Raw genomic sequence first — 23775 nt, forward strand, 5'->3', positions numbered from 1 at the left:
CCCGCTTTATGACTGAACACTCACCTTACATTGTCCCGAGAGAACCTGGTCGCTGGCGTGCCATCACGCTGGCCGTGACAGTGCACGTCGCCCTGCTGGTATTTTTCTGGATAGGTATCGATTGGCAGAATCAAACCCCTGTTGCCATCAAGGCGGAAATTTGGGACATGCAGGCGAAAGAAGCGGCACCACTGCCGCCAGAACCGGAGCCTACACCGCAACCGAAGCCAGAGCCGAAACCTATCGCCAAGGAAACTCCCAAGGCAGAACCCGTGAAACCGGAACCGCCAAAAGTTGATATCGCGCTGGAAAAAGAAAAGAAGCGCAAAGAACAAGAGCGTAAAGAAAAACTGGCCCAAGAAGAAAAAGAAAAGAAGCTGAAGCAAAAAGCCGAGCAAGAGAAGCAGGACAAACTCGACAAACAGCTCGCCGACAAGAAAGCCGAACAGCAGAAAAAAGCGGACGCAGACAAAAAGCGCCTGCAGGATCAGCGTGATGCGGAATTAAGCGAGAAGCGCCGCGCGGAAGAATTACGTCGCCTCACCGGTGCCATAGGCAGCGGCGGTTCCGGCCAAGCTGCGAAATCGCAAGGCAGCGGTCGCGCAGATGGCGCCTATGCCGATAAAATCCGGGCAAAAATCCGTTCCAACACGGTATTTATCGTCCCGCCTGAATTAAGCGGGAATCCTCAGGTCGAATACGATGTCGAATTGCTGCCCGACGGATCGCTACGCGGATTGCATCTGCGCAAATCCTCTGGCTTGCCCGGTTTCGATGAAGCAGTTAAACGTGCGATCGAACGTTCGCAACCATTTCCTCCCGATCAATCCGGCAGCGTCCCTGGCCGCTTGACCGTCGTACACAAACCGAAAGATCAGTGACCCATGATAAAGACTTCATTTTTACGCTCATTCGTGATCCTTGCCTTGTTCGTTACCAGTCTGGCTCACGCGCAATTGCGGGTGGAAATCGCCGGCGTCGGCGCCAACCAGATACCGGTAGCACTGGCCACCTTCGGCGACGAATCGCTGGCACCGCAGCAGGTCAGCGCCATCATCAAAGCCGATCTATTGCGTAGCGGTTATTTCAAGGTCATCGATACCGGTACGGTCCTGACCGAAAATTCTGCAGTTAATCTTGCGGACTGGAAATCGCGCGGAGCCGATGCACTGGTGGTCGGCAGCGTACAACGTTTGCCCGATGGTCGCTTCGACGTGAAATACCGTTTGTTCGACACCAACAAAGGCAGCCAACTGTCGTCGCTGGCCTTGGCGAACCAGCCGCAATTTCTCCGCGTCTCTGCACACAAGATTGCTGATGACATCTATGAAAAATTGACCGGCATACGCGGTGTGTTTGCCACACGCGTTGCCTATGTGACCAAGTCAGGCAAGGAATTCCGCCTTGAGATCGCCGATTCCGATGGCGAAGGCACACAGATCGCACTGCGTTCGAACGAACCGATCATTTCGCCAGCCTGGTCGCCAGACGGTACCAAGGTCGCCTATGTATCGTTCGAAAACAAAAAACCCGTTGTCTATATCCAGGATCTGGTCAGCCGCCAGCGTACGGTCGCCGCCAACTTCAAGGGCAGCAATTCTGCGCCATCATGGTCTCCCGACGGCAAACGCCTCGCCGTCGCCTTGTCCCGCGACGGCTTGACACAGGTGTTTGTTGTCAACGCCGACGGCACCAATCCACGCCGTCTGAGCAGCTCGAACGGCATTGATACCGAACCACAGTTTTCGGCAGACGGTCAAAGCATATTCTTCACCAGCGATCGTAGCGGTGGCCCACAGATCTACAAAATGAGCGCCAATGGTGGCGAAGCGCGTCGCGTGACTTTCTCCGGCGCCTACAACATCAGCCCGCGCATCTCGCCCGACGGTAAATTTTTGGCCTATATTTCACGCCGCGAAGGAAAATTTCAATTATTTATACTGGATTTGACCAATGGTCAGGAACAACGCCTGTCCGACACCGTCAAAGACGAATCGCCCAGCTTTTCGCCTAACGGCAAATATCTGATGTACGCCACCGAATCCGGTCGCCGTGGCACACTGGCGGTTGTTTCGGTAGATGGTCAGGTCAAGCAACGCCTGACCACTCAGGCTGGCGACATACGTGAGCCCACATGGGGCCCGTTTATGAAATAATGCAAGTCATTGCTGTAACCAACACTCGTTAACATTCGATATCAACAAGGGAAATAAAAATGCGCACAATTACATCCGTTTTCATCTTATCGACAGCCATGCTGCTGGCAGCATGTTCGTCCACCAAACTGGACGACAAGGCACCGGTTGAAGACCGCACAGGTTCATCATCAGTAGATCCACGTTCTGTTGGTACCATCAACGCATCGAGCGATCCATTGAACGATCCACAAGGTGTATTGGCCAAGCGCAGCGTGTACTTCGACCTCGATAGCTACGTCGTCAAACCTGAATACCAGCAAGTCGTCGCAAACCACGCTAAATACCTGCAAAGCAACAAGGCTCGCAAAATCATCATCCAAGGCAATACCGATGAACGCGGCGGCGCTGAATACAACCTGGCACTCGGTCAAAAACGTGCTGAAGCCGTACGTAAGTCACTGTCCCTGTTAGGCGTTCCAGAATCACAAATGGAAGCAGTATCGCTGGGCAAAGAAAAACCAAAAGCTTTGGGTAGCGACGAAGCAGCATGGGCAGAAAACCGCCGTGCCGATATCGTTTATTAATCTGAATGGCAATGATTAAAAGAACCCTGATTGCGGCCTTGATGGCCGCATTTTCATGTGCGTCGCTGTCAGCGCATGCGGCACTATTTGGTGATGACGAAGCACGTCGCGCGATTCTCGATGTACGTACCAAGGTCGACAGCCTGCAGCAAAGCAAGGCTGATTCAACTGCGATGATCGAGTTATCCAATCAAAACGACCAGCTGCGCCAGGAGATCTCCCGACTCAACGGTCAGATCGAAGTATTGTCGAATGAAGTCGCAAATATCCAGCAACGTCAAAAAGATTTTTACGTCGATCTCGATAATCGTCTGCGTAAACTTGAACCGCAAGTGGTCGCCATTGATGGCAAGGATGCGACAGTTGAGTTATCCGAGCAACGGATATACGACAATGCACTGGCTCTGTTCAAGGCCGGCGATTACAAAAAATCCGGCACTGCCTTTGCCGAATTTCTGCAACGCTACCCGCAGTCTGGCTACGCTCCATCCGCTCAGTACTGGATAGGCAATGCTTACTACGCACAACGCGATTACAAAAATGCGATCGCCGCACAGCAAGCCTTGCTGAAAAAATATCCGGGCAATCCAAAGGGTGCAGATGCCTTGTTGAACATTGCCAGCTCGTATACGGAGCTCAAGGATCGCAGTGCTGCGAAAAAAACATTGGAATCACTGGTTGCCCAGTACCCCAATGCGCCAGCAGCACAGACCGCGAAAGAACGTCTCGCCAATTTCAAATAATCCAAATGACTGCACGCATCATGTGATGCAGTCATCAAATTGAAACGCCGACTTTTTTCAAGATCGCATATCGAATCGCCCGCTAACCCGGGCGATTTTTTTGCGTTCTTAAGAAAATCCGGGGAATTTTCTCCCGCTTATAGTGAACGCACATGCTGGAAAATTCTGAGATTCAGGTTGCGTGAATAAACTTAGATAAAAAGCAGCGATGTGATTGACAGAGGTCATAAGTGTTCTCTATAATAGCTTTCTTTCGGGTCGTTAGCTCAGCTGGTAGAGCAGCGGACTTTTAATCCGTTGGTCGCAGGTTCGAATCCCGCACGGCCTACCACGAATAGCAGTAGTAAAAAAGGACCTCCTTATGGAGGTCCTTTTTTTATGTCCACAAACAAAATGACATGCGAAGGTTGCGGCAATATTAGTGGTGAATTACTGACGCCTTAAAGAATTTATCCACTGCGTCTATCCTCCATTGCGCAAATCAAATCCTATCCAAGTACCACTTCTTCCCACCCCAACATTTTGTATGAATTTCATGGCCATCGCTTCGTTGTAGCCGCATTCCTTTTGCTCTGCTCCAGGAAAATGATAACGTGACAGACAAGCGAACCACCATGGCCAGATGTCGATCACAGCAGCCTTATCCTTCTGTGGATACTAAGGCCCTCACAATATCCCATCGATATTGGGCAAAACTTTGAGGAACTAAAACCGCGGCGGCCATTGTCTCGTCCATATACTCGTTGAATAGAACCGCCGTCTGAAGGAAAACACCACCGTCCATGTTCGATGAAAGAAGCGGTAAAAAAATATGAAAATCGGCAGAATAACGCGATGTGGAAGAAAGTGACCGTAGAAAGGCTGCGATAAAAACTGTCTCTGACCAGCGCTATATGCCCATCGTAGCGCAGCAAGATTTAACAGATACCATGACAGGAATACATTCCAATTTGTCGCTCAGCGTATATCAAGTTGCGGCAATTCTGTTATCAGGTCGGCAATCTTGAAATTTACGCAAATAATTACCTCCCCCGAACGAATCATTGCAGATTGTTGTGGTCTGAACATATATCAGCAATTTGACGCTGATTTTGCGATTCACTCAAAAGGGGAAGTCACCATGAATATTCATGACGAACACGCAGCATTTTCAAACGAATTGAAGCGACGTTTTGAGGAATTCACGGTATGGGCGATTGCCAATTGGCCCGACAAGGATACTCCGCCGACCAGCCGTGATTTTGATGTCGCAAGGAAAGAAATTGCCGCAGTAACCAAACGGGATTTTGATATAGGCGCGCGCAACGCTGCTATACCCGAACCCGAGGACGCTGGCCCACAATATGTCAGTGTCAGCCCAGCACCTTGGCCTTGAGCGTCTGTTCATTGCGTGAGTTTGAATACAAGTCCATCAGCAACAGCCTGCTTTGTTAATCGCCACTACCCTAAAGGAATCCTCATGAGCTCCAACACATCCACCGTAACAGCCCGTAGCGCCAATCAAACGACAACTTCGACGGCCACGTTACGCGAAGACTTGCAAACACTGAAAGCAGATCTCGATACTCTCCTTGGTCATGCTGCCGAATTGACGGATACAGAACTGCATGATGCGCAGGAACGCATTTTGGCAAAGTTTAGTTCCCTGCGGTTTGCGGCTAAAGGTATGGCGGTAGAAGCCGGCCGTCAATTTCATCATGGCGTAGAAGTCACCACCGGTTACGTCAAAGAGAGGCCACTGCAGTCGATCGCTCTCGCGGTAGGCTTCGGCACCCTGCTCGGTGTGATTATCAGCCGCAAATAATGGGATATGGCCGCCGTGATTTCATTCATGAATTGCTTCATAACATTGATTGAATGAACTTTTTGGCAAACGATTGTCCAACTATCAAGTTGCTTGACCAGTCAAGGAAAAGCGACGCGAACGTTTTCCAGAAATCATTACTGGAAAAATAAAGGAGGCGTTCTACGCTTATCCACTCACCTGAAAGGAAAATTCCATGAAAAAAATTATTTCCATTATGTGTCTCGTCGCAATGAGCGTTGGACTGTCAGCTTGTAACACCATCCAAGGTGCAGGCAAAGATGTAGAACGTGGCGGCGAAAAAGTACAAGACGCTGCAGTTAAAGCAAAGAACTAATAAGTCCTTTGCCTCGTAAAAAAGCGTGAAGAAATTCACGCTTTTTTTACGTCTGCACCGCAAGTAATTTTTACCTTCCACGCAGACTGGCTATCCAACATTTACATAACAGCTTAGGGTCACATACTTTCAGATCGCGAAGGACTGTGCGGATTATGATGATCGCCACCTTCTTTTTTGATCACGCTGAATCCGCCATCTGACTCCAGATAGACAGTGCGCACCTCTGCAAGAGACTGTACCCCCTCCATACGCAAATGACTCCACAGCTCATCCTCGGTAATGAACTCGCGCCGCATATTGCGCTTCAAGATATGACCGTCTTTCACCAGGCATAAAGACGCAGGCGTCGCAAATCGTCTGAATGAGGGAAAATAATAAGCAAGTCTGTCAAACACAAGATTCCAAGCCACTAAAACGGCAATAAGAACCATGCCATCGGTAATGGTTTTATAGTCACCGGACATCGCATTTTGCGAAGCGTCAGCAATAATGACCAGGATCAGGATATCGGCGATACCTATCGCACCTACATCACGCGGAATAACAAAGCGAAAAACGATAAACAAGAACCAATAGATTGCCGTTCCGCGCACCATCATTTCCGATACCGGAACACTTAAAGTGAACAGTCCTACCCAATCAATGCTAAGAAATGTCTGCATTGCGCCCTCTTGCAGAGCCCTGAATGCGCCGCACTATTCACCAGTAATATGTTTGCATGGCTCTGCAACGAGCAGAGCCATGCAAAAGATCGAGCAAAGCGAATAAATATTCGGTGTCTGTCGATGTCAGCATAAAACTTCATACATCAAAAAATTTCAGTACTGGGGCGATTCCAATAAGTAACAGAACACGCCAGCCGTTATTTTTTGATAGTGAGATTATTGATGACTGACTTCACGCCAGCCACATCAGTCGCGAGTTTGCCGGCGCGATCAATCTGGGTTTGATTGTTGACGGCACCACTGAGCGTAACTACTGCTTGGGAGGTATCCACATTTACGTCCAAGCCTTTAACGTCGGAATCGGCGAGCAACGCAGTTTTCACTTTAGTAGTGATTACAGTGTCATCCACCACGCTACCTGGCATTTGATCGCCACTGGACATCTTATCAGCCGGCACCACTGGCGCAGGCGCTGCAGGTGCGGTTTCAGGCGGTGCGCTTGGCGTCGCCATTGGCGATTCTACGGGCGGCGTTGAGCCGGTTGCAGGATCTGTTTCCGTGCGACGCTCGCAACCCGTTGCAAATAAAACCGTCAACACAGCGGCAGCAAGAACAACGCGGGAATTATTAGGCAATGTTTTCATCATTATTTTCCTTTCAGGGAATTGGAAACACCCGTTCCACTCATCACTGCGGAAGCGGAAATTTCATGTGGAACTGGAATAAAATCCGACTTGCCTTAAAGCTATGCTTAAAAACATAATCGGTTATCTTCTTGACCACATTATTTCCAGAAGGTTCTCAACAAAAATTATTGTTAAGCCAAAAGAAATACAAATGAGCATTATTTACACGATCTGTAGAAATTACAGTTCGTATAAATAAAATTTTGGGAGAAATTACAAATCCTGTGTCGCGATAGTCACAACCTCAGACAGAGATTTATGCCGCTATCGGTTGCATGCGCGCCAATGCCTGCAGTAACAGATCTGGATCGCCAAGGGCCAGTTTCTTCGAGTCGGACAGGATTTGACGGAATGCACGCGCATTCGGCAGCCCCGCCATCAAACCCAGCATGTGACGTGTAATGCTGTTCAACTTTAAACCGCCACCCTTTTCACTCTTGCCGTGCTTCTCAAGCTGAGAATGAATATACGGAATCATCGCATGCAATACTTCTGCCCGCGTTTTTGGCACGGTCGTATCGTTGTAGTAGCGTGCATCGAAGGACGTCATCAGGAACGGATTGTGATAAGCCTCGCGCCCTATCATTACGCCGTCCACGTGCAACAAATGCGCGTCGATTTCTTCCACTGTTTTGAAACCGCCATTGATGATAATTTCCAGAGCAGGGAAATCTTTTTTCAATTGATGTGCAAACTCATAGCGCAAAGGTGGTATCTCGCGATTTTCCTTTGGACTCAAACCTTTAAGGATCGCATTGCGTGCATGAACAATAAAAGTATTACAGCCAGCATCGGCAACGGTACCAACAAAGTCACGCACAAAATCGTATGAAGTTATGTCATCAATGCCTATCCTGTGCTTGACGGTTACATCGATCTGCACGGCATCACGCATCGCCTTGACGCAATCGGCTACCAGTGTTGCCTCGCTCATCAGACACGCACCGAACGCGCCCTTTTGCACGCGCTCCGAAGGGCAACCGCAATTCAGATTGACTTCGTCATAGCCCCATTGCTCACCAAGCTTGGCACACTTCGCGAGATCCAGCGGCTCGCTACCGCCCAACTGCAAGGCAACCGGATGTTCTTCATCGTTAAAATCCAGATGACGCGGCACGTCCCCATGCAACAAGGCACCGGTCGTCACCATCTCTGTGTACAGCCAGGTGTGACGGCTGATCTGCCGATGAAACATGCGGCAGTGGCGATCCGTCCAGTCCATCATGGGAGCGACAGAGATACGGCGAGAAAAAATGTTATCTGGTTTCATTACCACTGACAATCATGTGAAAAATTATAAACTCTGCATATCGGAAGGCGAAAAAGCCGGAAAACAGCCAACTTACGTAACAGGACGAAGTATACGCAAGATTGCGCGTACTGACATGATTCGGTCCGACCTGGCTCCAAGGTGAAGCGCCATACCGCATTCGGAGGTGCACTCTTGATGACGCTCGCTTTCATACCTTGCGCAAACGTACTACCATTATCTTCATCACTTTATGGAAGCATCGTGCCCATGACCAAAGCCCTCGATACCTCGCACTTGTGGATGCCATTCACCGCCAATCGCCAGTTCAAGGAAAAGCCGCGTTTGATGGTCTCTGCAGCGGGCATGTATTACACCACTGATGATGGACGCAAGATTCTAGATGGCACAGCGGGCTTATGGTGCGTAAACGCTGGCCACTGCCACCCCAAGATCGTCGAAGCCGTGCAAAAGCAGGTCGCTGTGATGGATTTTGCACCCACGTTCCAGATGGGTCACCCCAAGGCGTTTGAAGCGGCGGCGGCATTGGCAGAAATTGCACCGGACGGCATGAATCGCGTTTTCTTTTGCAACGATGGTTCTGAAGGCGTAGACACTGCATTGAAAATCGCACTGGCTTATCACCGCGCACGCGGCAATGCAGGCCGCACCCGATTGGTAGGACGCGAGCGCGCATATCACGGTGTCGGTTTTGGTGGCATCGCAGTGGGTGGCATTGCTGCCAATCGCAAGCAGTTCGGCCCCGGCCTCGCCGCGACTGATCATATTCGTCATCCACTCAATCTTGAAAAAAATGCCTACTCGCGCGGCTTGCCAGTGAACGGTGCCGAGATGGCAGATGAACTCGAACAACGTCTGCTCGCGTTGCATGATCCATCGTCCGTCGCGGCCGTCATCCTTGAACCATTGCAAGGCTCGACGGGTGTGATTGTGCCGCCAGCGGGCTATCTGGAGAAAATCCGGGCGATCTGCGATCGACACGGCATCCTGCTGATTTTCGATGAAGTCATTACCGCTTTCGGACGTTTGGGTACCGCATTCGGCGCCGACTATTTCAAGGTCAAACCTGACATGATCGTTTGTGCCAAAGGATTGACCAATGCAACCGTACCTATGGGTGCCGTCATCGTTAAACAAGCGATACACGATACCCTCATGGAGGCAGCGCCAGCAGACTCCATTGAATTCTTCCATGGCTATACCTACTCCGGCCATCCGGTGGCCGCCGCAGCGGCGATCGCCACCCTGGAGGTTTACAAGGAAGAGCAACTGTTCGAACGAGCTGCCGCAATATCGCCCTACTTTGAAGACGCCGCACATAGCCTGAAAGGCCTGCCTTTAGTCAAAGACATACGCAATCTTGGATTGGTATGCGGGATCGAACTGGAAGGCATATCCGGCAAACCGGGCGCACGCGCCTACGACTTGTTCAACCAGGCTTTCTGGGACAAGGGCTTGTTAATTCGCACCACGGCGGATGTCGTTGCGCTGTCACCGCCATTAATCATCAACAAGGCGCAGATCGATCAGATGTTCAGCAGCATCGCCGACCTTTTGAAATCGATCAAATAAAGCTGCGATATTAATTCTTAACATCGTCGCTGCAGCACGCGATGAAGATCGCATCGCATTGATGACCCTGCAAACAGTGCGCACCATGGAAAAAGCCCGCTGATTCTGATGACCGATATGGTCATGGAATCAGCGGGCTTTTCGATTTCTGCGATGCAAAGTGTTAACCAACGTATCGCAGAAAATCGAAACTACTGAAAATTATGCGGCGTCGCGACCTGCTTTTTTACGCTCGTGTTCTTTCAAGAAACGCTTGCGCAGACGAATACTCTTAGGTGTTACTTCAACCAGTTCGTCGTCGTCGATAAATTCAACTGCATATTCGAGCGACATTTCGATAGGTGGAACCAGGCGCACCGCTTCATCGGTACCCGACGAACGAACGTTGGTCAGCTGCTTACCCTTGATCGGATTCACAACCAGATCGTTATCACGTGAGTGAATGCCGATGATCATGCCTTCGTACACTGGATCGTTGTGGCTGACAAACATACGGCCGCGATCCTGCAGTTTCCAGATTGCGTAAGCAACAGCTGCGCCGTCATCTTGCGAAATCAGTACACCGTTGCGACGACCACCGAGCTCGCCCTTGGTGTTATCTACTGGTGCATACTCGTCGAACACGTGGCTCATCAAGCCGGTACCGCGTGTCAGCGTCATAAATTCGCCCTGGAAGCCGATCAGGCCACGTGCAGGAATACGGTATTCCAGACGCACACGACCTTTGCCGTCCGGTTCCATGTTTTGCAGATCGCCACGACGACGACCGAGTTCTTCCATCACGCCGCCCTGGTTGGCTTCTTCGACGTCAACCGTCAGATTTTCAAACGGCTCATGGCGTACGCCATCCACCATTTTGAACACAACGCGAGGACGCGACACAGCCATTTCAAAGCCTTCGCGACGCATGTTTTCGATCAGAATGGTCAGATGCAATTCGCCACGACCTGACACTTCGTAGGTCGAATCATCTTCTTCCGATTGGACAACGCGCAAAGCCATATTGGCTTTCAATTCTTTTTCCAGACGGTCACGAATTTGACGCGTGGTAACGAACTTGCCTTCACGACCCGCCAAAGGCGAGTTGTTAACCATGAAGTTCATGGTCAGGGTAGGTTCATCGACCTTCAACATTGGCAGGCCGTTCGGAGTATCTGGTGCGCAAATCGTAGTACCGATACTGATTTCTTCAATACCGTTAATCAATACGATGTCGCCAGCCAATGCTTCATCAACCAGAACGCGATCCAGACCTTTGAATGTCAGGACTTGGTTAATACGTGCTTTGGTAGGTTTGTCTTCAGGACCATTCATCCACACCACATCTTGCAATGCTTTGATGCGACCAGCCAGGATACGGCCAACGCCGATTTTGCCGACGTAAGAAGAATATTCCAGCGATGTAATTTGCAATTGCAAAGGCGCATCAGGATCATCTTCACGCGCTGGAACGTGTTCCAGGATCGCGTCGAACAGTGGTTCCATATTGCCTTCGCGTACGGAATCTACCAAGCCAGCGTAGCCTTTGAAACCTGATGCGTAAACGATAGGAAAATCCAGTTGCTCATCAGTTGCGCCGAGCTTGTCGAACAATTCGAAAGTCGCGTTGACTGCTTTTTGCGGATCAGCATTTTCACGGTCGATTTTGTTGACGACAACGATAGGCTTCAAACCCAGTGCCAAGGCTTTGCGTGTCACGAAACGCGTTTGCGGCATCGGGCCTTCTTGCGCATCGACCAGCAACAACACGCTATCAACCATCGACAGAACACGTTCCACTTCACCGCCGAAATCGGCATGGCCTGGAGTATCGACGATGTTGATGTGTGTGCCCTTGTATTCAACCGCGCAGTTTTTCGACAAGATCGTGATGCCACGTTCTTTTTCGATGTCGTTCGAGTCCATCACGCGGGCATCGACCTGCTGGTTGTCACGGAAAGTGCCTGATTGACGCAATAATTGGTCAACAAGCGTGGTTTTGCCGTGATCAACGTGGGCGATGATGGCAATGTTACGAATAGCGCGTTTTGAGTTTGACATAGTCGGTTTTTACGGTTGGTGGTGCTGAATTTGGAAAACCGCAGATTATAGCACAGCAAGCCCTGCCAACCTTTGGAAAAGCTTGATATTTCAAGGAGTTGCTGCGAATTTTTATGACGGTTTGATGACCACGGCACCCAAAAATGCCAGGCGTAGTGGCGGAAAAATTATTGCTTGAATGAAAACTCAAGCTTCTGATAGGGATTAAATTGCAGTAGTTTGTACAGTAGAAATCAGGCGCTCAGGTGCCAGTATGCTGTATTCCTGCATCAATCCGGTGCCCAGCAATTGTCCATCGCATTGACGATAAATACGCATCCTGCCCTGACCTTCAGGCAAAACAATATCTTCTTTTCCCAAGGCCAATCTTTGCCCATGCAAGAATCGTTTGGCCAGTTCGTCGGATAAATAGAGCGCAGGAAACGATGTCAGCAATGCATCGACAGGTGCCAGGGCAGCAAGACGGGCTTCGGCATCTTTGCTTGCGATCTCTTCAATTGTGATCGCCTTGTTTATCAACAAATCTCCCACTTGAATCCGGCGCAGGGCGTTCAAATGTGCACCGCATCCAAGGGCGGCACCGATATCTTCGCCCAGCACGCGTATGTAGGTGCCTTTGCTGCAGCGCACGCGCAAGGTCAGATACGGTGTTTGAAAATCAACGAACTCCAGCAAATGGATAGTTACCGGACGCGCTTCGCGTTCCAGCGTGATGCCGGCGCGCGCATATTCATACAAAGGTTTGCCGTCGCGCTTGAGCGCGGAATACATAGGCGGCACCTGCATGATATCGCCGCGGAACCGGGCCAGTACCGCATCGATTTGCGCCTGGCTGACATTGACCTCGCGGGTATCGATGACGTCGCCTTCGGTATCGCCGGTATTGGTGGTGAGCCCGAGATGCACGACCGTTTCATACGTCTTGTCGGCATCCAGCAAATCCTGCGCGAACTTGGTCGCCTCGCCAAAACAAAGCGGCAACAAGCCGGTCGCAAATGGATCCAGCGTACCCGTATGCCCGGCTTTCATTGCATTCAGCAACCACTTTGCCTTGATCAGGGCATCGTTGCTGGATACGCCAACTTGTTTATCGAGCAGCAAAACGCCATGAACCGGCACGCGTTTTTTTTTGACGGGAATTGTGGCCATGATGAATGCGGGAGGGAAATGCGATGGAGGCAGCTCAGACTTGCTATCCGTCTGATATGACGCAAAAATAAAAGGAATAAATGCCTATCTTTACAACGGCTGCAGCAACCAGCCCTGCTGCGGGAAGATCAGTCTTCCGCATCCTTGGCGCGCGTTGCGTTGGCTTCATCGATCAACTTGGACATTTCAATGCCGCGCGCAGTCGATGTGTCATGCACGAAATGCAGTTGCGGCAAGGTATGAATCGACAAGCGGTGACCGAGCTGGCCGCGCATATAGCCGGATGCTGCAGTCAAGCCCGATACCGTGTTCTTGATCTCGTCCTTGTTATCGCTGAGCATCGTGAAAAACACTTTGGCATGCGCATAGTCAGGCGTAACTTGCACTTCGGTAATCGTGATCATCCCGACGCGCGGATCTTTTAATTCAAACGCGACAATTTCAGACAGATCGCGCTGGATCTGATCTGCAACGCGCAAGCCGCGTCCGGGGATGGATTTACTGTGTTTGGCCATAAACTATTTTTTCGATACAACGGTAAAGCTAAAGTAATTTCGCATCGGCAAGCAGGGAAGCCGGCCGATGCGATCATGATAAAACTGTGATCTGCTCTAGCAAATTTCAAACCGACACGGATTTGCTGTCACGGTGAGAACAAGGCGCAAAGCCGCAGACAGTACGAATGTACGGCAAGGCGAAGCAACGCAGTTATCGCCGTGACCGCAAGTCCGTATTAAAGCGTACGTGCGATTTCTTGTACTTCGAAGACTTCGAGTTGATCGCCTTCTTTGATGTCGTTGAAGTTTTTCAGGGTCAAGCCGCACTCGAAGCCGGATTTGACTTCTTTTGCATCATCCTTGAAGCGTTTCAACGAATCCAGTTCACCGGTCCAAATCACTACGTTATCACGCAGCAAGCGTACCGATGCACCACGACGTACCAAGCCTTCAAGCACATAGCAACCGGCAATCGCGCCGACTTTGCTGACCAGAATAACCTGGCGAATCTCGACCAGACCCAAGGCTTGTTCGCGCTTCTCTGGAGACAACATACCGGACATCGCTGCCTTGATTTCGTCTACTGCATCGTAAATGATGTTGTAGTAACGAATATCAACGCCATTGGCTTCCGCCAATTTACGAGCCGAAGCATCAGCACGCGTGTTGAAGCCGATGATGACCGCTTTCGAGGCGACCGCCAAGTTGACGTCAGACTCGGAAATACCGCCCACCGCTGCGTGCACAACTTGCACACGCACTTCGCTGGTCGACAGTTTTTGCAGCGAGCCAACCAGCGCTTCTTGCGAACCTTGTACGTCGGTCTTGATGATCATAGGCAGGTTCTTGACTTCGCCCTCGCCCATGTTCTCGAACATGTTTTCGAGTTTCGCCGCTTGCTGTTTCGCCAGCTTGACGTCACGGAATTTGCCTTGACGGAACAAACCGATTTCACGCGCTTTGCGTTCGTCAGCCATGACCATGACTTCTTCACCAGCGTTCGGCACTTCGGTCAAACCTTGAATCTCGACTGGAATCGATGGACCGGCTTCACTAATGCTCTTGCCGTTTTCGTCCAGCATTGCACGTACACGACCATAAGCCGAACCCGCCAACACGACATCGCCGCGGCGCAAAGTACCTGACTGAACCAGAATCGTGGCAACCGGGCCGCGACCTTTATCGAGCTTGGCTTCGACTACCAAACCACGCGCAGGTGAAATGACAGGCGCTTTCAGCTCCAGCACTTCAGCTTGCAACAATACCTGCTCGAGCAATGCATCAATGCCTTCACCGGTTTTGGCGGAGACAGGAACGAACGGCGAATCGCCACCGTATTCTTCCGGCACAACTTGCTCAGCGATCAGTTCTTGCTTGACGCGATCCATGTTGGCACCCGGCTTGTCGATCTTGTTGATCGCCACGACCAGAGGCACACCGGCAGCTTTCGCATGTGCGATCGCTTCTTTGGTTTGCGGCATCACGCCATCATCTGCAGCAACCACCAGAATCACGATATCGGTTGCTTTCGCACCGCGTGCACGCATAGCCGTAAATGCTTCATGGCCTGGTGTATCGAGGAAGGTGATCATGCCGCGCGGTGTTTCAACGTGATAAGCGCCGATATGCTGTGTAATACCACCCGCTTCGCCGGACGCAACCTTGGCGCGACGTATGTAATCCAGCAACGATGTTTTACCGTGATCGACGTGACCCATGACAGTGACAACCGGTGCACGTGGCAACGATTCCACATCAGCATGTTCTTCACCGATCTCCAGCAATGCTTCTGGATCATCCAGTTTGGCTGCGTGTGCCGTGTGGCCCATTTCTTCGACCAGAATCATTGCTGTTTCTTGATCGAGTACCTGGTTGATCGTGCACATCTGGCCGAGCTTCATCAAATGCTTGATGACTTCGGATGCCTTGACAGACATTTTGTGCGCCAATTCAGCAACGGTAATCGTTTCCGGCACATGCACGTCTTTTACAACGGCTTCAGTCGGCGCCTGGAAATTGCTTTCGCGATCGTCATGATGCGATGGACGACGGCCTTTAGGGCCTGCGCGCCAGCCATCACGACCACCGCCGGTATTGCCGCGCGTCTTGATGCCGGCACCGCGTTTTTTCGCGTCATCCTGCCAGGTCGATGAGACATTGGCCGATTTGATCGACTTCTTGTCTGCGGTGACAGCAGGTTTCTTTTCGTCTTTTTTCTCGCCAGGCTTTTTATCGGCCGGCTTGTGCAAGGTGCCTTCGGCTGCAGGTTTGGCTACCGGAGCGACTGGCTCTGGTGCCTTGATTGCACGACGCGGCGCATTCATCATGGCCTTGATCTGTGCAACTTCGTCAGCCACCACTTTGCGCGCGACTTCCGTCGCAGCAGCTTTTTCAGTTGCTTCCTTGGCCGCATCCTTGGCTACTTGCGCAGCTTTTTTCTTGCTCTCTTCTGCCGCAATACGTTTTTTCTCTTCGCCGGCAGATTCGTCTGCTTTAGCTTCAACCGGTTTATCAGCTTCTGCTTTTTGCGCGTCGACTTCGGCTTTTTTCAAAGCTTTGGCTTGTGCTTCTTTTTCAGCTTCCAGCTTGGCAAGGCGATCTTGTTTTTCGCGCAAATCAGCTTCCTGACGCGCCATCAATTCTGCATGGCGGCGCGACTCTTCGGCGCGACGTTCCACTTCAGCTTCGTCAATGACGGGGGCAGCGGCAACTACCGGCGCTTCTTCAACTGTCGGTTCATCGCGTTTCACAAAAGTGCGTTTCTTGCGAACTTCGACCTGAATCGTGCGCGACTTGCCAGTGGCATCGGCCTGCTTGATCTCGGTGGTTTCCTTGCGGGTCAGCGTGATTTTCTTTTTCTCTGCGTCAGGCGCAACACCATGCGCACGGCGCAGGTGATCAAGGAGCTTGTCCTTGTCAGTCTTGGATAACTCGTCGGCCGTGGAACTTTTTTCGACGCCAGCATCCCGCAGTTGCGTAAGCAGTACATCTGCTGGCATCTTGAGCTCGGTGGCAAATTGGGCTACGTTGTTACTCGCCATTCAGTCCTCTTTTCTATATGACACGTTAGATGTAAACAACCTTCGTGGATTATTTCGCTTCCGCGAGGCTCCACACCTTGGCTTGAAGCGCCTTGGCGTGATCATCGTATTTGGCATCGATGAGCTTCATCTCTTCGTCTGTCACATCTGCAAATTCAGTTTCAATCAATTGACGTGCGCGGTCTGCGGACAAGGCCAGAATTGCACCGAATTCGTCATATGCCAACGCAGCAAAAGCTTCCAGCGTTTTGATCCCGGCCAGGCCAAGCTTGCCGGCAACGACGCGATCCATACCTTCAAAGTTCGCGAGTGCCTCGTCCATGCCTTCCAGACCTTCTTCGGATGCAATTGCTTCAGTCACCAGTGCGTCACGTGCGCGGTTGCGCAGCTCGTTGACGGTGTCTTCGTCGAAGGATTCGATATCCAGCATTTCGCTGATAGGAACGTAGGCAATTTCTTCCAGCGAGGCAAAGCCCTCGTCAACCAGGATGTCAGCGACTTCCTGATCAACGTCGAGTTTTTCCATGAACAGGATGCGAATGGCTGCGGTTTCGAGCTGCGATTTATCAGCAGACTCTTCCGCCGTCATGATGTTGATTTGCCAGCCGGTCAATTCGGAGGCAAGGCGCACGTTTTGACCGCCGCGACCGATTGCAATCGCGAGATTTTCTTCGTCGACAACCACGTCCATTGCATGCTTTTCTTCATCGACAACGATGGAGGAAACATTCGCCGGTGCCAGTGCCCCGATGACGAATTGCGCTGGATCTTCCGACCACAACACGATATCAACACGTTCGCCGCCAAGTTCGCCAGTCACAGCCTGGACGCGCGAGCCGCGCATGCCGACACAGGTACCGATAGGATCGATACGCTTGTCTGCAGTGAACACAGCAATCTTGGCACGTACACCTGCGTCGCGTGCTGCCGATTTGATTTCCAGCAAACCTTGTTCGATCTCAGGCACTTCGAGCTCGAACAATTTCATGATGAATTCTGGTGCAGTACGAGACAAGATGACTTGCGGGCCGCGTGCATTGCGGTCGACGCGTAAAATATAGGCACGAACGCGATCGCCGATACGCAGATTTTCTTTTGGAATTGTCTGGTCACGTGGCAAACGTGCTTCGATACGGCCGGATTCGACAATCGCGTCGCCACGTTCCATGCGTTTGATGGTACCAGTTACCAGCGAATCGCCGCGTTCCAGGAAGTCGGCCAGAATCTGCTCACGCTCTGCATCGCGAATACGCTGCAATACAACTTGTTTGGTGTCTTGTGCAAAGCGACGACCGAACTCCACCGATTCAATCGGCTCTTCGATATGGTCATCCACTTCGATATCGCCAATTTGTTCCTTGGCTTCAAAGTGAAGAATTTCCTGATCAGGCAATTGCAGGCCTGCATCATCGGGCACTACATGCCAGCGACGGAATGACTCAAACGCACCGGTTTCGCGATCAATGGATACGCGGATATCGACATCGCCTTCATAGCGTTTTTTGGTGGCTTGCGCGAGCGCATGTTCCAAGGCGCCGAAGACGATATCTGTTTCGACGTTTTTTTCGCGCGCAAGCGCATCAACCAACTGTAAAATTTCGCGACTCATGCTTTGCGACTCCTAAAATCCACTTTCGGCACCAAATGTGCCTTGTCTACATCAGCGAGCGTAAATTCAAGCTTCGCCGGCCCCTCGTTTCCTTCAAATTCCAACGCCAGAGTTTCGCCCACCGGCTCCAGCAAAATACCCTGGAACGACTTGCGATTAGCCGCGTTCGGCATCGGCAAACGCAATTTTACGAGTGCCTCGGCACCGATAAAACGAACATAATCCGATAACTTCTTCAGCGGCCGGTCCAAACCCGGCGACGACACTTCCAGACGTTCATAATTGGCGTTTTCAACCGTCAATACATGTAGCAACTGGTGAGTGACCTTTTCACAGTCTTCTACCGTGATCGATCCTTTTTCCGCCGCGTCTTCCGGCGTAAAGTCTATGTACACGCGCACCAAACCACGGGCTGCCTGCTCAAAATTGACCAGCTCATAACCCATGCCAACCACGGTTTTTTCTATCAACGCCGACAACAGCAAAGGAATTCTCCGAATAACGTCAATATCGGCTATACCAGCAACCGAAATTGAATACAACAACGCAAACTGTTCAACAAAAAAAAAATGGGCATCTGCCCATCTTTTTTATCATTCTGACCACCAAATTCAATGCCAAAAACATAAGTATTTGGCTGGCGACCTTTGTTAACTGCCGAATTATAGTTGATTACCTTGTGCACCGCAATGCAGGAATCCTTGCGACCAGTAATTTGGGCAGCCAACAATCGAATCGTGTACAGCGCTACCAGCCATCAGGCCGGCAGTCTGAACGATACAAAATTAGATTTTAGAGCGACGGCGCGGCCCGCCTTGACCACCTTGCGGACCATTACCGCGCGATGGGCCATTGCTATTCGGACCGCGATTTGGACCGCTGCTGCGACGTGGCTGACCCATACCCGGAAATCCAAGCGAAGTTTGCAAAGGGTCTGGCTGACGGCTACGCGGCTGACCTTGGCGTCCGCCCGGCTTGCCAGGATTTTGTCCTTGCGGACGCCCCTGACCTTGCCCTGCACCCCATTGACTAGGGCTGCGCGGTTGTTGACCCATGCCATTATCAATGCGTGGAGCACGATTGCCGTTTTGGCGATCACCCGCTCCAGCGCGACCTTTAGGCGCACCCTCAACAGATTTTTTCTCCAGCCCGCTGACTGCCAGCAAATCGCGAACAGCGTGCTCTTCCATTTCTTCCCAGCGTCCGCGCTTGAGGTTTTTTGGTAAAGTAAGCGCGCCATAACGCGTACGAATCAGACGCGACACCGTCAAACCAATTGCCTCGAACATGCGACGCACTTCGCGATTACGACCTTCGCCAATGATGACGCGATACCATTTATTCACGCCTTCTCCGCCGCCGTCGGCGATCTTCGAGAATTGCGCAAGGCCGTCTTCCAGTTCAACACCCGCTAACAGCTTTTGGCGCATGCCTTCTTCCAACTCGCCCAAAGTACGCACCGCGTATTCGCGGTCGATGCCGTAGCGCGGATGCATCAAGCGATTCGCCAGATCACCGGAAGTTGTAAACAGCAGCAAACCTTCGGTATTGAAATCGAGTCGACCGACCGCAATCCATTTCGCTGCTTTCATGGTCGGCAAACGCTCGAACACGGATGGGCGGCCGTCCGGATCGTTGGTACTGACAATTTCACCGGCCGGTTTGTGATACACCAAGACACGCGGCGGCTTGTTGCTGACTTTTCGTTGAATCAATTTGCCGTTGATGCGCACCTGATCGGTAGGCAAAATGCGTTGGCCTATGTGTGCTGGCTCGCCATTGACCGAAACACGGCCGGCGATGATCAACTCTTCCATATCGCGTCGCGAGCCGAGTCCGGCTTCTGCCAGGACCTTGTGCAATTTTGGCGCATCATCATCCGCAGTTAAATCGCGGCGTACGGTTTTCTGTTCCTGACGGCGCTTGCCACCGGCGGTATCGTCTGCGCCGGCGAACGTATCAAAACCGTCGGATGTGACAAAAGAAAATACTTCGTCCGCATCCCCCCCTCTGGATGAGGGCTTGCCGCCCCGATTTGGGCCTGCATTGCTTGCGTTGCTGGATTTTCCACGCGGTTTTTGCGGACCTCTGGCTCCCGGCTGACGATCATCACGACGAGGGGTACGCTCCATGCGCGCATCACTTGAAGCAGAGACATCCGGCGACGATCCAGCTTGCGCCGCAGAACCTTCTGCACTAACGCTAGGCACGGGGCTGTTGTCTTGATTGAGCGGGCCAGTGCGTGGCGCGTTACGAGCACGTCGCAAAGTGCGCGGACCGCGCAAACCGCGCTTTACAGGTTTGCCCGCATCATTTCCATCGGGACTTGCAGTATTTTGCTCAGTCACAGGTCGATCTGCATGCTCTGTAGGCGATGCATCATTGATCGGCGTATCAGGGGTACTATTTTTCGTTGGGCGATTCATCATTCACTTCTTGGTTGTCTTGACTTTCGACGTCAACAACCGTCAAGTCAGGCGCCGCGTCGGAGGGTGTGGCTTCGGAAGCCGAAACCGGGATTGCACTTGTATTCGTTATTATTTCTTCGTTGCCGTTTAGGTCTTCATCTACGACAGAAAGTTCAGTCGTGCTGCCTTCAGTATGGATACCAGCGGCATCAATTTCAGTTTGAACCGCATCAGTTTGAGCGTGGACAGACTGAGATTCTGACTCAGCAAAATCGATCGCGGTCTGATCCAGGTGGGCTTGTATTTCCGCTTCCAGCGTTTGCATTTCCAGCAATACGTCGCCCTGCATATCGCCCTTCTCAACTTGCTGCAATGGCGGCAATTGATCCAGAGAAGTTAAACCAAGGTCATCCAGAAAATGTTTAGTCGTCGCAAACAATGCTGGACGACCAGGTACATCGCGATGTCCGATCGATTCAATCCAACCACGATCTTCCAGCATCTTGATAGTTTGCGAATTGACCGTCACGCCGCGAATTTCTTCGATATCGCCACGCGTAACCGGTTGACGATACGTAATGATGGCGAGAGTTTCGAGGGTTGCTCGCGAATACTTCGGTGGCTTTTCCGGATTCAGTCTTTCCAGATAAATCTTCATCTCCGGACGACTCTGGAAACGCCAGCCAGTCGACAAGCTGACGACCTCTATCCCCTTGTCCGCCCAATCTTCGCTCAGCTCTTCAAGCATTTGCTTGATGGCATCGTTATCGATTTGGATTTCTGCTTCACTCGTCTCGACGTAAAGCTTGCGCATGTCGTTGATAGACAGTGGCTCGTGAGCGCAAAGTAGCGCCGTTTCGAGGATCTTCTTCGCCTCAGCAATATTCATTTACGATTTTTACGACTGTTTAGTTGCAAGGTGCAAAATTATATTCAACGACAGGATCTTATGATCGCTATCCGGTTAGAGAACCAGTTGATATTGCTGTCCGACGCCCGTTTAGAGGAGATGTAATGATGGGCGGGATTATATAAGACTTGTAAGACTTTGGTTGCGGGGGCAGGATTTGAACCTACGACCTTCGGGTTATGAGCCCGACGAGCTGCCAGACTGCTCCACCCCGCGTCTGAAGATATGAAGTATATAGAGTATCTGCGCGCAAAGCAATCTTAATCGCAGATACTTTACTCGGTGATACACTTCTTGACTTGCAACACAGCTCGCAACAACCCTGATACCGAATGTTTTAAACGATTTTATTTCCCATGAAATTTTGTTCCGAGTGCGCTCACCCCGTTTCACTAACCATCCCGGATGGCGACAATCGCCCGCGTTATGTATGTAGTCATTGCGGCGCCATTCACTATCAGAACCCAAAGATGGTTCTCGGCTCAATTCCGGTATGGGACGAGGATGGCGACATGCGTATTCTTCTGTGCAAGCGCGCCATCGAACCGCGTCACGGCTATTGGACATTGCCAGCCGGCTTCATGGAAAACAATGAGACTACAAGCGAAGCAGCAATACGGGAAACCGTTGAAGAAGCTGGCGCAAACATTCAGTTGCACGAACTCTTTTCACTATTAAATGTACCGCATGTACATCAGGTCCACATGTTCTACCGGGCTACCTTGCTGGACCTGAACTACGAAGCAGGAGTTGAGAGTCTGGAGGTGAGAATGTTTGCTGCGGATGAAATTCCGTGGGACGAGATTGCATTTCAAACCGTCAGCCATACCTTGAAATTCTTTCTAGCCGATCATGCAGCACGGCTGGCAGGTTCCAAAGGCGAAGGCTACGGTTTTCATATACACGATATCTTGAAACCAGCAACATATCCGGAAGCCATAAACATCGACTAGTCATTGCAATAACGGCGCATTGAATGCGCCGTTATCTTCATATCTAACAATTACCAATAAGTTTCTCGCTCAGGCGTGGCACTAATATTGTGGATCGATAAATCTGCGCCATTGAATTCCTGCTCTGCATCCAGACGTATCCCCATCGTCAATTTCAATGTGCCGTATATCAGCGTTCCACCTGCCAACGCGATCGCGATGCCGAGTCCGGTACCCAGCAACTGGGACATGAACGAGACGCCACCCAACCCACCGAAAGCCTTCAAGCCAAAAATTCCGGCAGCCAGACCACCCCACGCGCCACACAAACCGTGCAAAGGCCATACCCCCAATACGTCATCGATCTTCCATTTATTCTGCGTAAGACCGAACATCCAAACAAAAATGAAACCTGCAATGGCGCCCGTCACCAATGCGCCCATCGGATGCATCAGATTAGAACCGGCGCACACGGCTACCAAGCCAGCCAGCGGGCCGTTATGTACATAACCAGGGTCATTCTTGCCTGCGATGAATGCGGCCAATGTGCCGCCCACCATCGCCATCAATGAATTCACTGCTACCAGACCATTCATATTTTCCATGGTCTGCGCACTCATCACATTAAAGCCGAACCAGCCCACGGTCAGTATCCAGGCACCGAGTGCGAGGAATGGAATACTGGAAGGCGGATGCGCCGCAATCGTTCCCTCCTTCGTATAACGTCCGCGTCGCGCACCCAATAGCAAGACCGCAGGCAAAGCAATCCAGCCACCGACTGCGTGCACTACTATCGAACCTGCAAAATCATGAAACGGCGCGCCAAAAGTAGCTTGTAACCATGCCTGAATACCGAAATGCTGATTCCATGCAATGCCTTCAAACAACGGATAAATCAGGCCCACAATCAAAGCTGTTGCCAATAACTGCGGATGAAAACGCGCACGCTCGGCAATTCCACCAGAAATAATGGCTGGAATCGCTGCGGCAAACGTCAACAAAAAGAAGAATTTTACCAGCTCGAAACCATTGCGCTGGGTCAGTACCTCGGCACTGCCGAAAAAACTCACGCCGTAGGCAACGCTGTAACCAACAAAAAAATAGGCAATTGTAGAAACTGCGAAATCGACTAATATTTTGACCAACGCGTTGACTTGATTTTTCTTGCGTACCGTCCCAAGTTCAAGAAAAGCAAAGCCGGCATGCATCGCCAAAACCATAATGGCCCCCAGCATGATAAACAATGCATCAGTGCCGCTTTTAAGTGCGTCCATGCAAAAAATCTCCCAATCAGTGTGCGGTTAAATAAATTAGCGCACCATAAAAGCAAAAATCGTTCCATTTTGGTGATTTTTGTAAGTCAATGATTTTAAAAGGTAATTTTTTG

General features: G+C 51.1%; 21 protein-coding genes and 2 tRNA genes. 10 read left to right on the forward strand and 13 right to left on the reverse strand.

Translation table 11 applies throughout. The features are described 5' to 3' along the window. The first annotated feature begins 8 nt into the window (after positions 1–8). From tolA to ACFQO0_RS02125, 8 genes are all read left to right on the forward strand, one after another. A complete protein-coding gene (gene tolA, locus ACFQO0_RS02090; protein WP_382232394.1) occupies positions 9–881 on the forward strand; it encodes a cell envelope integrity protein TolA in 873 nt (290 codons plus the stop codon). Between the two features lie 3 nt (positions 882–884). After that, positions 885–2156 carry a Tol-Pal system beta propeller repeat protein TolB gene (gene tolB, locus ACFQO0_RS02095; RefSeq protein WP_382232395.1) on the forward strand — a complete coding sequence of 424 codons (1272 nt, stop codon included), beginning with the start codon at positions 885–887 and terminating at the stop codon, positions 2154–2156. A 59-nt stretch (positions 2157–2215) separates the two neighbouring features. Continuing rightward, positions 2216–2722 (forward strand): peptidoglycan-associated lipoprotein Pal, encoded by a 507-nt coding sequence (pal, locus tag ACFQO0_RS02100; protein ID WP_382232396.1) that lies wholly within the window; start codon positions 2216–2218, stop codon positions 2720–2722. Between the two features lie 5 nt (positions 2723–2727). Then, on the forward strand, positions 2728–3465 hold the full coding sequence (gene ybgF, locus ACFQO0_RS02105) for a tol-pal system protein YbgF (RefSeq protein WP_382232397.1): 738 nt from the start codon (positions 2728–2730) through the stop codon (positions 3463–3465). A 255-nt stretch (positions 3466–3720) separates the two neighbouring features. Then, positions 3721–3796 (forward strand) — tRNA-Lys (locus tag ACFQO0_RS02110). Between the two features lie 672 nt (positions 3797–4468). Next, a complete protein-coding gene (locus ACFQO0_RS02115; RefSeq protein ID WP_382232398.1) occupies positions 4469–4840 on the forward strand; it encodes a hypothetical protein in 372 nt (123 codons plus the stop codon). A gap of 84 nt (positions 4841–4924) precedes the next feature. Then, on the forward strand, positions 4925–5269 hold the full coding sequence (locus tag ACFQO0_RS02120) for an ElaB/YgaM/YqjD family protein (RefSeq protein ID WP_382232399.1): 345 nt from the start codon (positions 4925–4927) through the stop codon (positions 5267–5269). Positions 5270–5465: 196 nt separating this feature from the next. Beyond that, complete coding sequence (locus ACFQO0_RS02125; RefSeq protein ID WP_304932154.1) at positions 5466–5606, forward strand: entericidin A/B family lipoprotein; 141 nt, start codon at positions 5466–5468, stop codon at positions 5604–5606. 119 nt (positions 5607–5725) lie between these two features. Here ACFQO0_RS02125 and ACFQO0_RS02130 read toward each other — a convergent pair whose 3' ends face one another. The 3 genes from ACFQO0_RS02130 to dusA all read right to left on the reverse strand — a co-directional run bounded on the left by ACFQO0_RS02130 (position 5726) and on the right by dusA (position 8230). Then, complete coding sequence (locus ACFQO0_RS02130; RefSeq protein WP_382232400.1) at positions 5726–6271, reverse strand: DUF421 domain-containing protein; 546 nt, start codon at positions 6269–6271, stop codon at positions 5726–5728. A 200-nt stretch (positions 6272–6471) separates the two neighbouring features. Next, positions 6472–6921 carry a BON domain-containing protein gene (locus ACFQO0_RS02135; protein ID WP_382232401.1) on the reverse strand — a complete coding sequence of 150 codons (450 nt, stop codon included), beginning with the start codon at positions 6919–6921 and terminating at the stop codon, positions 6472–6474. A 295-nt stretch (positions 6922–7216) separates the two neighbouring features. Continuing rightward, positions 7217–8230, reverse strand: coding sequence for a tRNA dihydrouridine(20/20a) synthase DusA (gene dusA, locus ACFQO0_RS02140; RefSeq protein WP_382232402.1), 1014 nt, complete (start codon positions 8228–8230; stop codon positions 7217–7219). Between the two features lie 249 nt (positions 8231–8479). Between dusA and aptA the strand changes: the two genes are divergently transcribed. Beyond that, positions 8480–9802: an omega-aminotransferase AptA gene (gene aptA / locus ACFQO0_RS02145; RefSeq protein WP_382232403.1), complete on the forward strand. Its 1323-nt coding sequence runs from the start codon at positions 8480–8482 to the stop codon at positions 9800–9802. 201 nt (positions 9803–10003) lie between these two features. Here the strand turns inward: aptA and typA are convergent, their stop codons facing one another. From typA to ACFQO0_RS02190, 9 genes are all read right to left on the reverse strand, one after another. Further along, complete coding sequence (typA, locus tag ACFQO0_RS02150; RefSeq protein WP_382232404.1) at positions 10004–11842, reverse strand: translational GTPase TypA; 1839 nt, start codon at positions 11840–11842, stop codon at positions 10004–10006. Positions 11843–12046: 204 nt separating this feature from the next. After that, on the reverse strand, positions 12047–12991 hold the full coding sequence (truB, locus tag ACFQO0_RS02155; protein ID WP_382232405.1) for a tRNA pseudouridine(55) synthase TruB: 945 nt from the start codon (positions 12989–12991) through the stop codon (positions 12047–12049). A 128-nt stretch (positions 12992–13119) separates the two neighbouring features. Next, the gene (gene rbfA / locus ACFQO0_RS02160) at positions 13120–13506 is read right to left on the reverse strand and encodes a 30S ribosome-binding factor RbfA (RefSeq protein ID WP_382232406.1); all 387 of its coding nucleotides are present in this window, start codon (positions 13504–13506) and stop codon (positions 13120–13122) included. Between the two features lie 218 nt (positions 13507–13724). After that, the gene (gene infB, locus ACFQO0_RS02165) at positions 13725–16529 is read right to left on the reverse strand and encodes a translation initiation factor IF-2 (protein ID WP_382232407.1); all 2805 of its coding nucleotides are present in this window, start codon (positions 16527–16529) and stop codon (positions 13725–13727) included. A 49-nt stretch (positions 16530–16578) separates the two neighbouring features. Then, positions 16579–18138 (reverse strand): transcription termination factor NusA, encoded by a 1560-nt coding sequence (gene nusA / locus ACFQO0_RS02170; RefSeq protein ID WP_382232408.1) that lies wholly within the window; start codon positions 18136–18138, stop codon positions 16579–16581. Continuing rightward, positions 18135–18623 carry a ribosome maturation factor RimP gene (rimP, locus tag ACFQO0_RS02175; protein WP_382233987.1) on the reverse strand — a complete coding sequence of 163 codons (489 nt, stop codon included), beginning with the start codon at positions 18621–18623 and terminating at the stop codon, positions 18135–18137. Before rimP ends, nusA begins: the two co-directional genes overlap by 4 nt. A gap of 300 nt (positions 18624–18923) precedes the next feature. Next, on the reverse strand, positions 18924–20564 hold the full coding sequence (rluB, locus tag ACFQO0_RS02180; protein ID WP_382233989.1) for a 23S rRNA pseudouridine(2605) synthase RluB: 1641 nt from the start codon (positions 20562–20564) through the stop codon (positions 18924–18926). After that, positions 20542–21435, reverse strand: coding sequence for an SMC-Scp complex subunit ScpB (gene scpB, locus ACFQO0_RS02185; protein WP_382232409.1), 894 nt, complete (start codon positions 21433–21435; stop codon positions 20542–20544). Before scpB ends, rluB begins: the two co-directional genes overlap by 23 nt. Before the next feature lie 160 nt (positions 21436–21595). Beyond that, a tRNA-Met gene (locus tag ACFQO0_RS02190) sits at positions 21596–21672 on the reverse strand. A 140-nt stretch (positions 21673–21812) separates the two neighbouring features. On the opposite strand from ACFQO0_RS02190, the gene ACFQO0_RS02195 reads away from it, so the two are divergent. Continuing rightward, positions 21813–22409, forward strand: a complete 597-nt coding sequence (locus tag ACFQO0_RS02195; protein WP_382232410.1) for an NUDIX hydrolase — start codon at positions 21813–21815, stop codon at positions 22407–22409. Between the two features lie 50 nt (positions 22410–22459). Here ACFQO0_RS02195 and ACFQO0_RS02200 read toward each other — a convergent pair whose 3' ends face one another. Beyond that, positions 22460–23662: an ammonium transporter gene (locus ACFQO0_RS02200; RefSeq protein WP_382232411.1), complete on the reverse strand. Its 1203-nt coding sequence runs from the start codon at positions 23660–23662 to the stop codon at positions 22460–22462. Positions 23663–23775 lie beyond the last annotated feature (113 nt).

Origin of the sequence: Herminiimonas aquatilis (genome assembly GCF_042665175.1) — a bacterium.
In the GTDB taxonomy this organism is placed as follows: domain Bacteria; phylum Pseudomonadota; class Gammaproteobacteria; order Burkholderiales; family Burkholderiaceae_D; genus Oxalicibacterium; species Oxalicibacterium aquatilis.

What these genes read in the sequence shown, in the direction of transcription:
- tolA (WP_382232394.1), top strand. Translation starts at nt 9, where the DNA reads ATGACTGAACACTCACCTTACATTGTCCCGAGAGAACCTGGTCGCTGG.
- tolB (WP_382232395.1), top strand. Translation starts at nt 885, where the DNA reads ATGATAAAGACTTCATTTTTACGCTCATTCGTGATCCTTGCCTTGTTC.
- pal (WP_382232396.1), top strand. Translation starts at nt 2,216, where the DNA reads ATGCGCACAATTACATCCGTTTTCATCTTATCGACAGCCATGCTGCTG.
- ybgF (WP_382232397.1), top strand. Translation starts at nt 2,728, where the DNA reads ATGGCAATGATTAAAAGAACCCTGATTGCGGCCTTGATGGCCGCATTT.
- ACFQO0_RS02120 (WP_382232399.1), top strand. Translation starts at nt 4,925, where the DNA reads ATGAGCTCCAACACATCCACCGTAACAGCCCGTAGCGCCAATCAAACG.
- ACFQO0_RS02125 (WP_304932154.1), top strand. Translation starts at nt 5,466, where the DNA reads ATGAAAAAAATTATTTCCATTATGTGTCTCGTCGCAATGAGCGTTGGA.
- ACFQO0_RS02130 (WP_382232400.1), bottom strand. Translation starts at nt 6,271, where the DNA reads ATGCAGACATTTCTTAGCATTGATTGGGTAGGACTGTTCACTTTAAGT.
- ACFQO0_RS02135 (WP_382232401.1), bottom strand. Translation starts at nt 6,921, where the DNA reads ATGATGAAAACATTGCCTAATAATTCCCGCGTTGTTCTTGCTGCCGCT.
- dusA (WP_382232402.1), bottom strand. Translation starts at nt 8,230, where the DNA reads ATGAAACCAGATAACATTTTTTCTCGCCGTATCTCTGTCGCTCCCATG.
- aptA (WP_382232403.1), top strand. Translation starts at nt 8,480, where the DNA reads ATGACCAAAGCCCTCGATACCTCGCACTTGTGGATGCCATTCACCGCC.
- typA (WP_382232404.1), bottom strand. Translation starts at nt 11,842, where the DNA reads ATGTCAAACTCAAAACGCGCTATTCGTAACATTGCCATCATCGCCCAC.
- truB (WP_382232405.1), bottom strand. Translation starts at nt 12,991, where the DNA reads ATGGCCACAATTCCCGTCAAAAAAAAACGCGTGCCGGTTCATGGCGTT.
- rbfA (WP_382232406.1), bottom strand. Translation starts at nt 13,506, where the DNA reads ATGGCCAAACACAGTAAATCCATCCCCGGACGCGGCTTGCGCGTTGCA.
- infB (WP_382232407.1), bottom strand. Translation starts at nt 16,529, where the DNA reads ATGGCGAGTAACAACGTAGCCCAATTTGCCACCGAGCTCAAGATGCCA.
- nusA (WP_382232408.1), bottom strand. Translation starts at nt 18,138, where the DNA reads ATGAGTCGCGAAATTTTACAGTTGGTTGATGCGCTTGCGCGCGAAAAA.
- rluB (WP_382233989.1), bottom strand. Translation starts at nt 20,564, where the DNA reads ATGAATCGCCCAACGAAAAATAGTACCCCTGATACGCCGATCAATGAT.
- scpB (WP_382232409.1), bottom strand. Translation starts at nt 21,435, where the DNA reads ATGAATATTGCTGAGGCGAAGAAGATCCTCGAAACGGCGCTACTTTGC.
- ACFQO0_RS02195 (WP_382232410.1), top strand. Translation starts at nt 21,813, where the DNA reads ATGAAATTTTGTTCCGAGTGCGCTCACCCCGTTTCACTAACCATCCCG.
- ACFQO0_RS02200 (WP_382232411.1), bottom strand. Translation starts at nt 23,662, where the DNA reads ATGGACGCACTTAAAAGCGGCACTGATGCATTGTTTATCATGCTGGGG.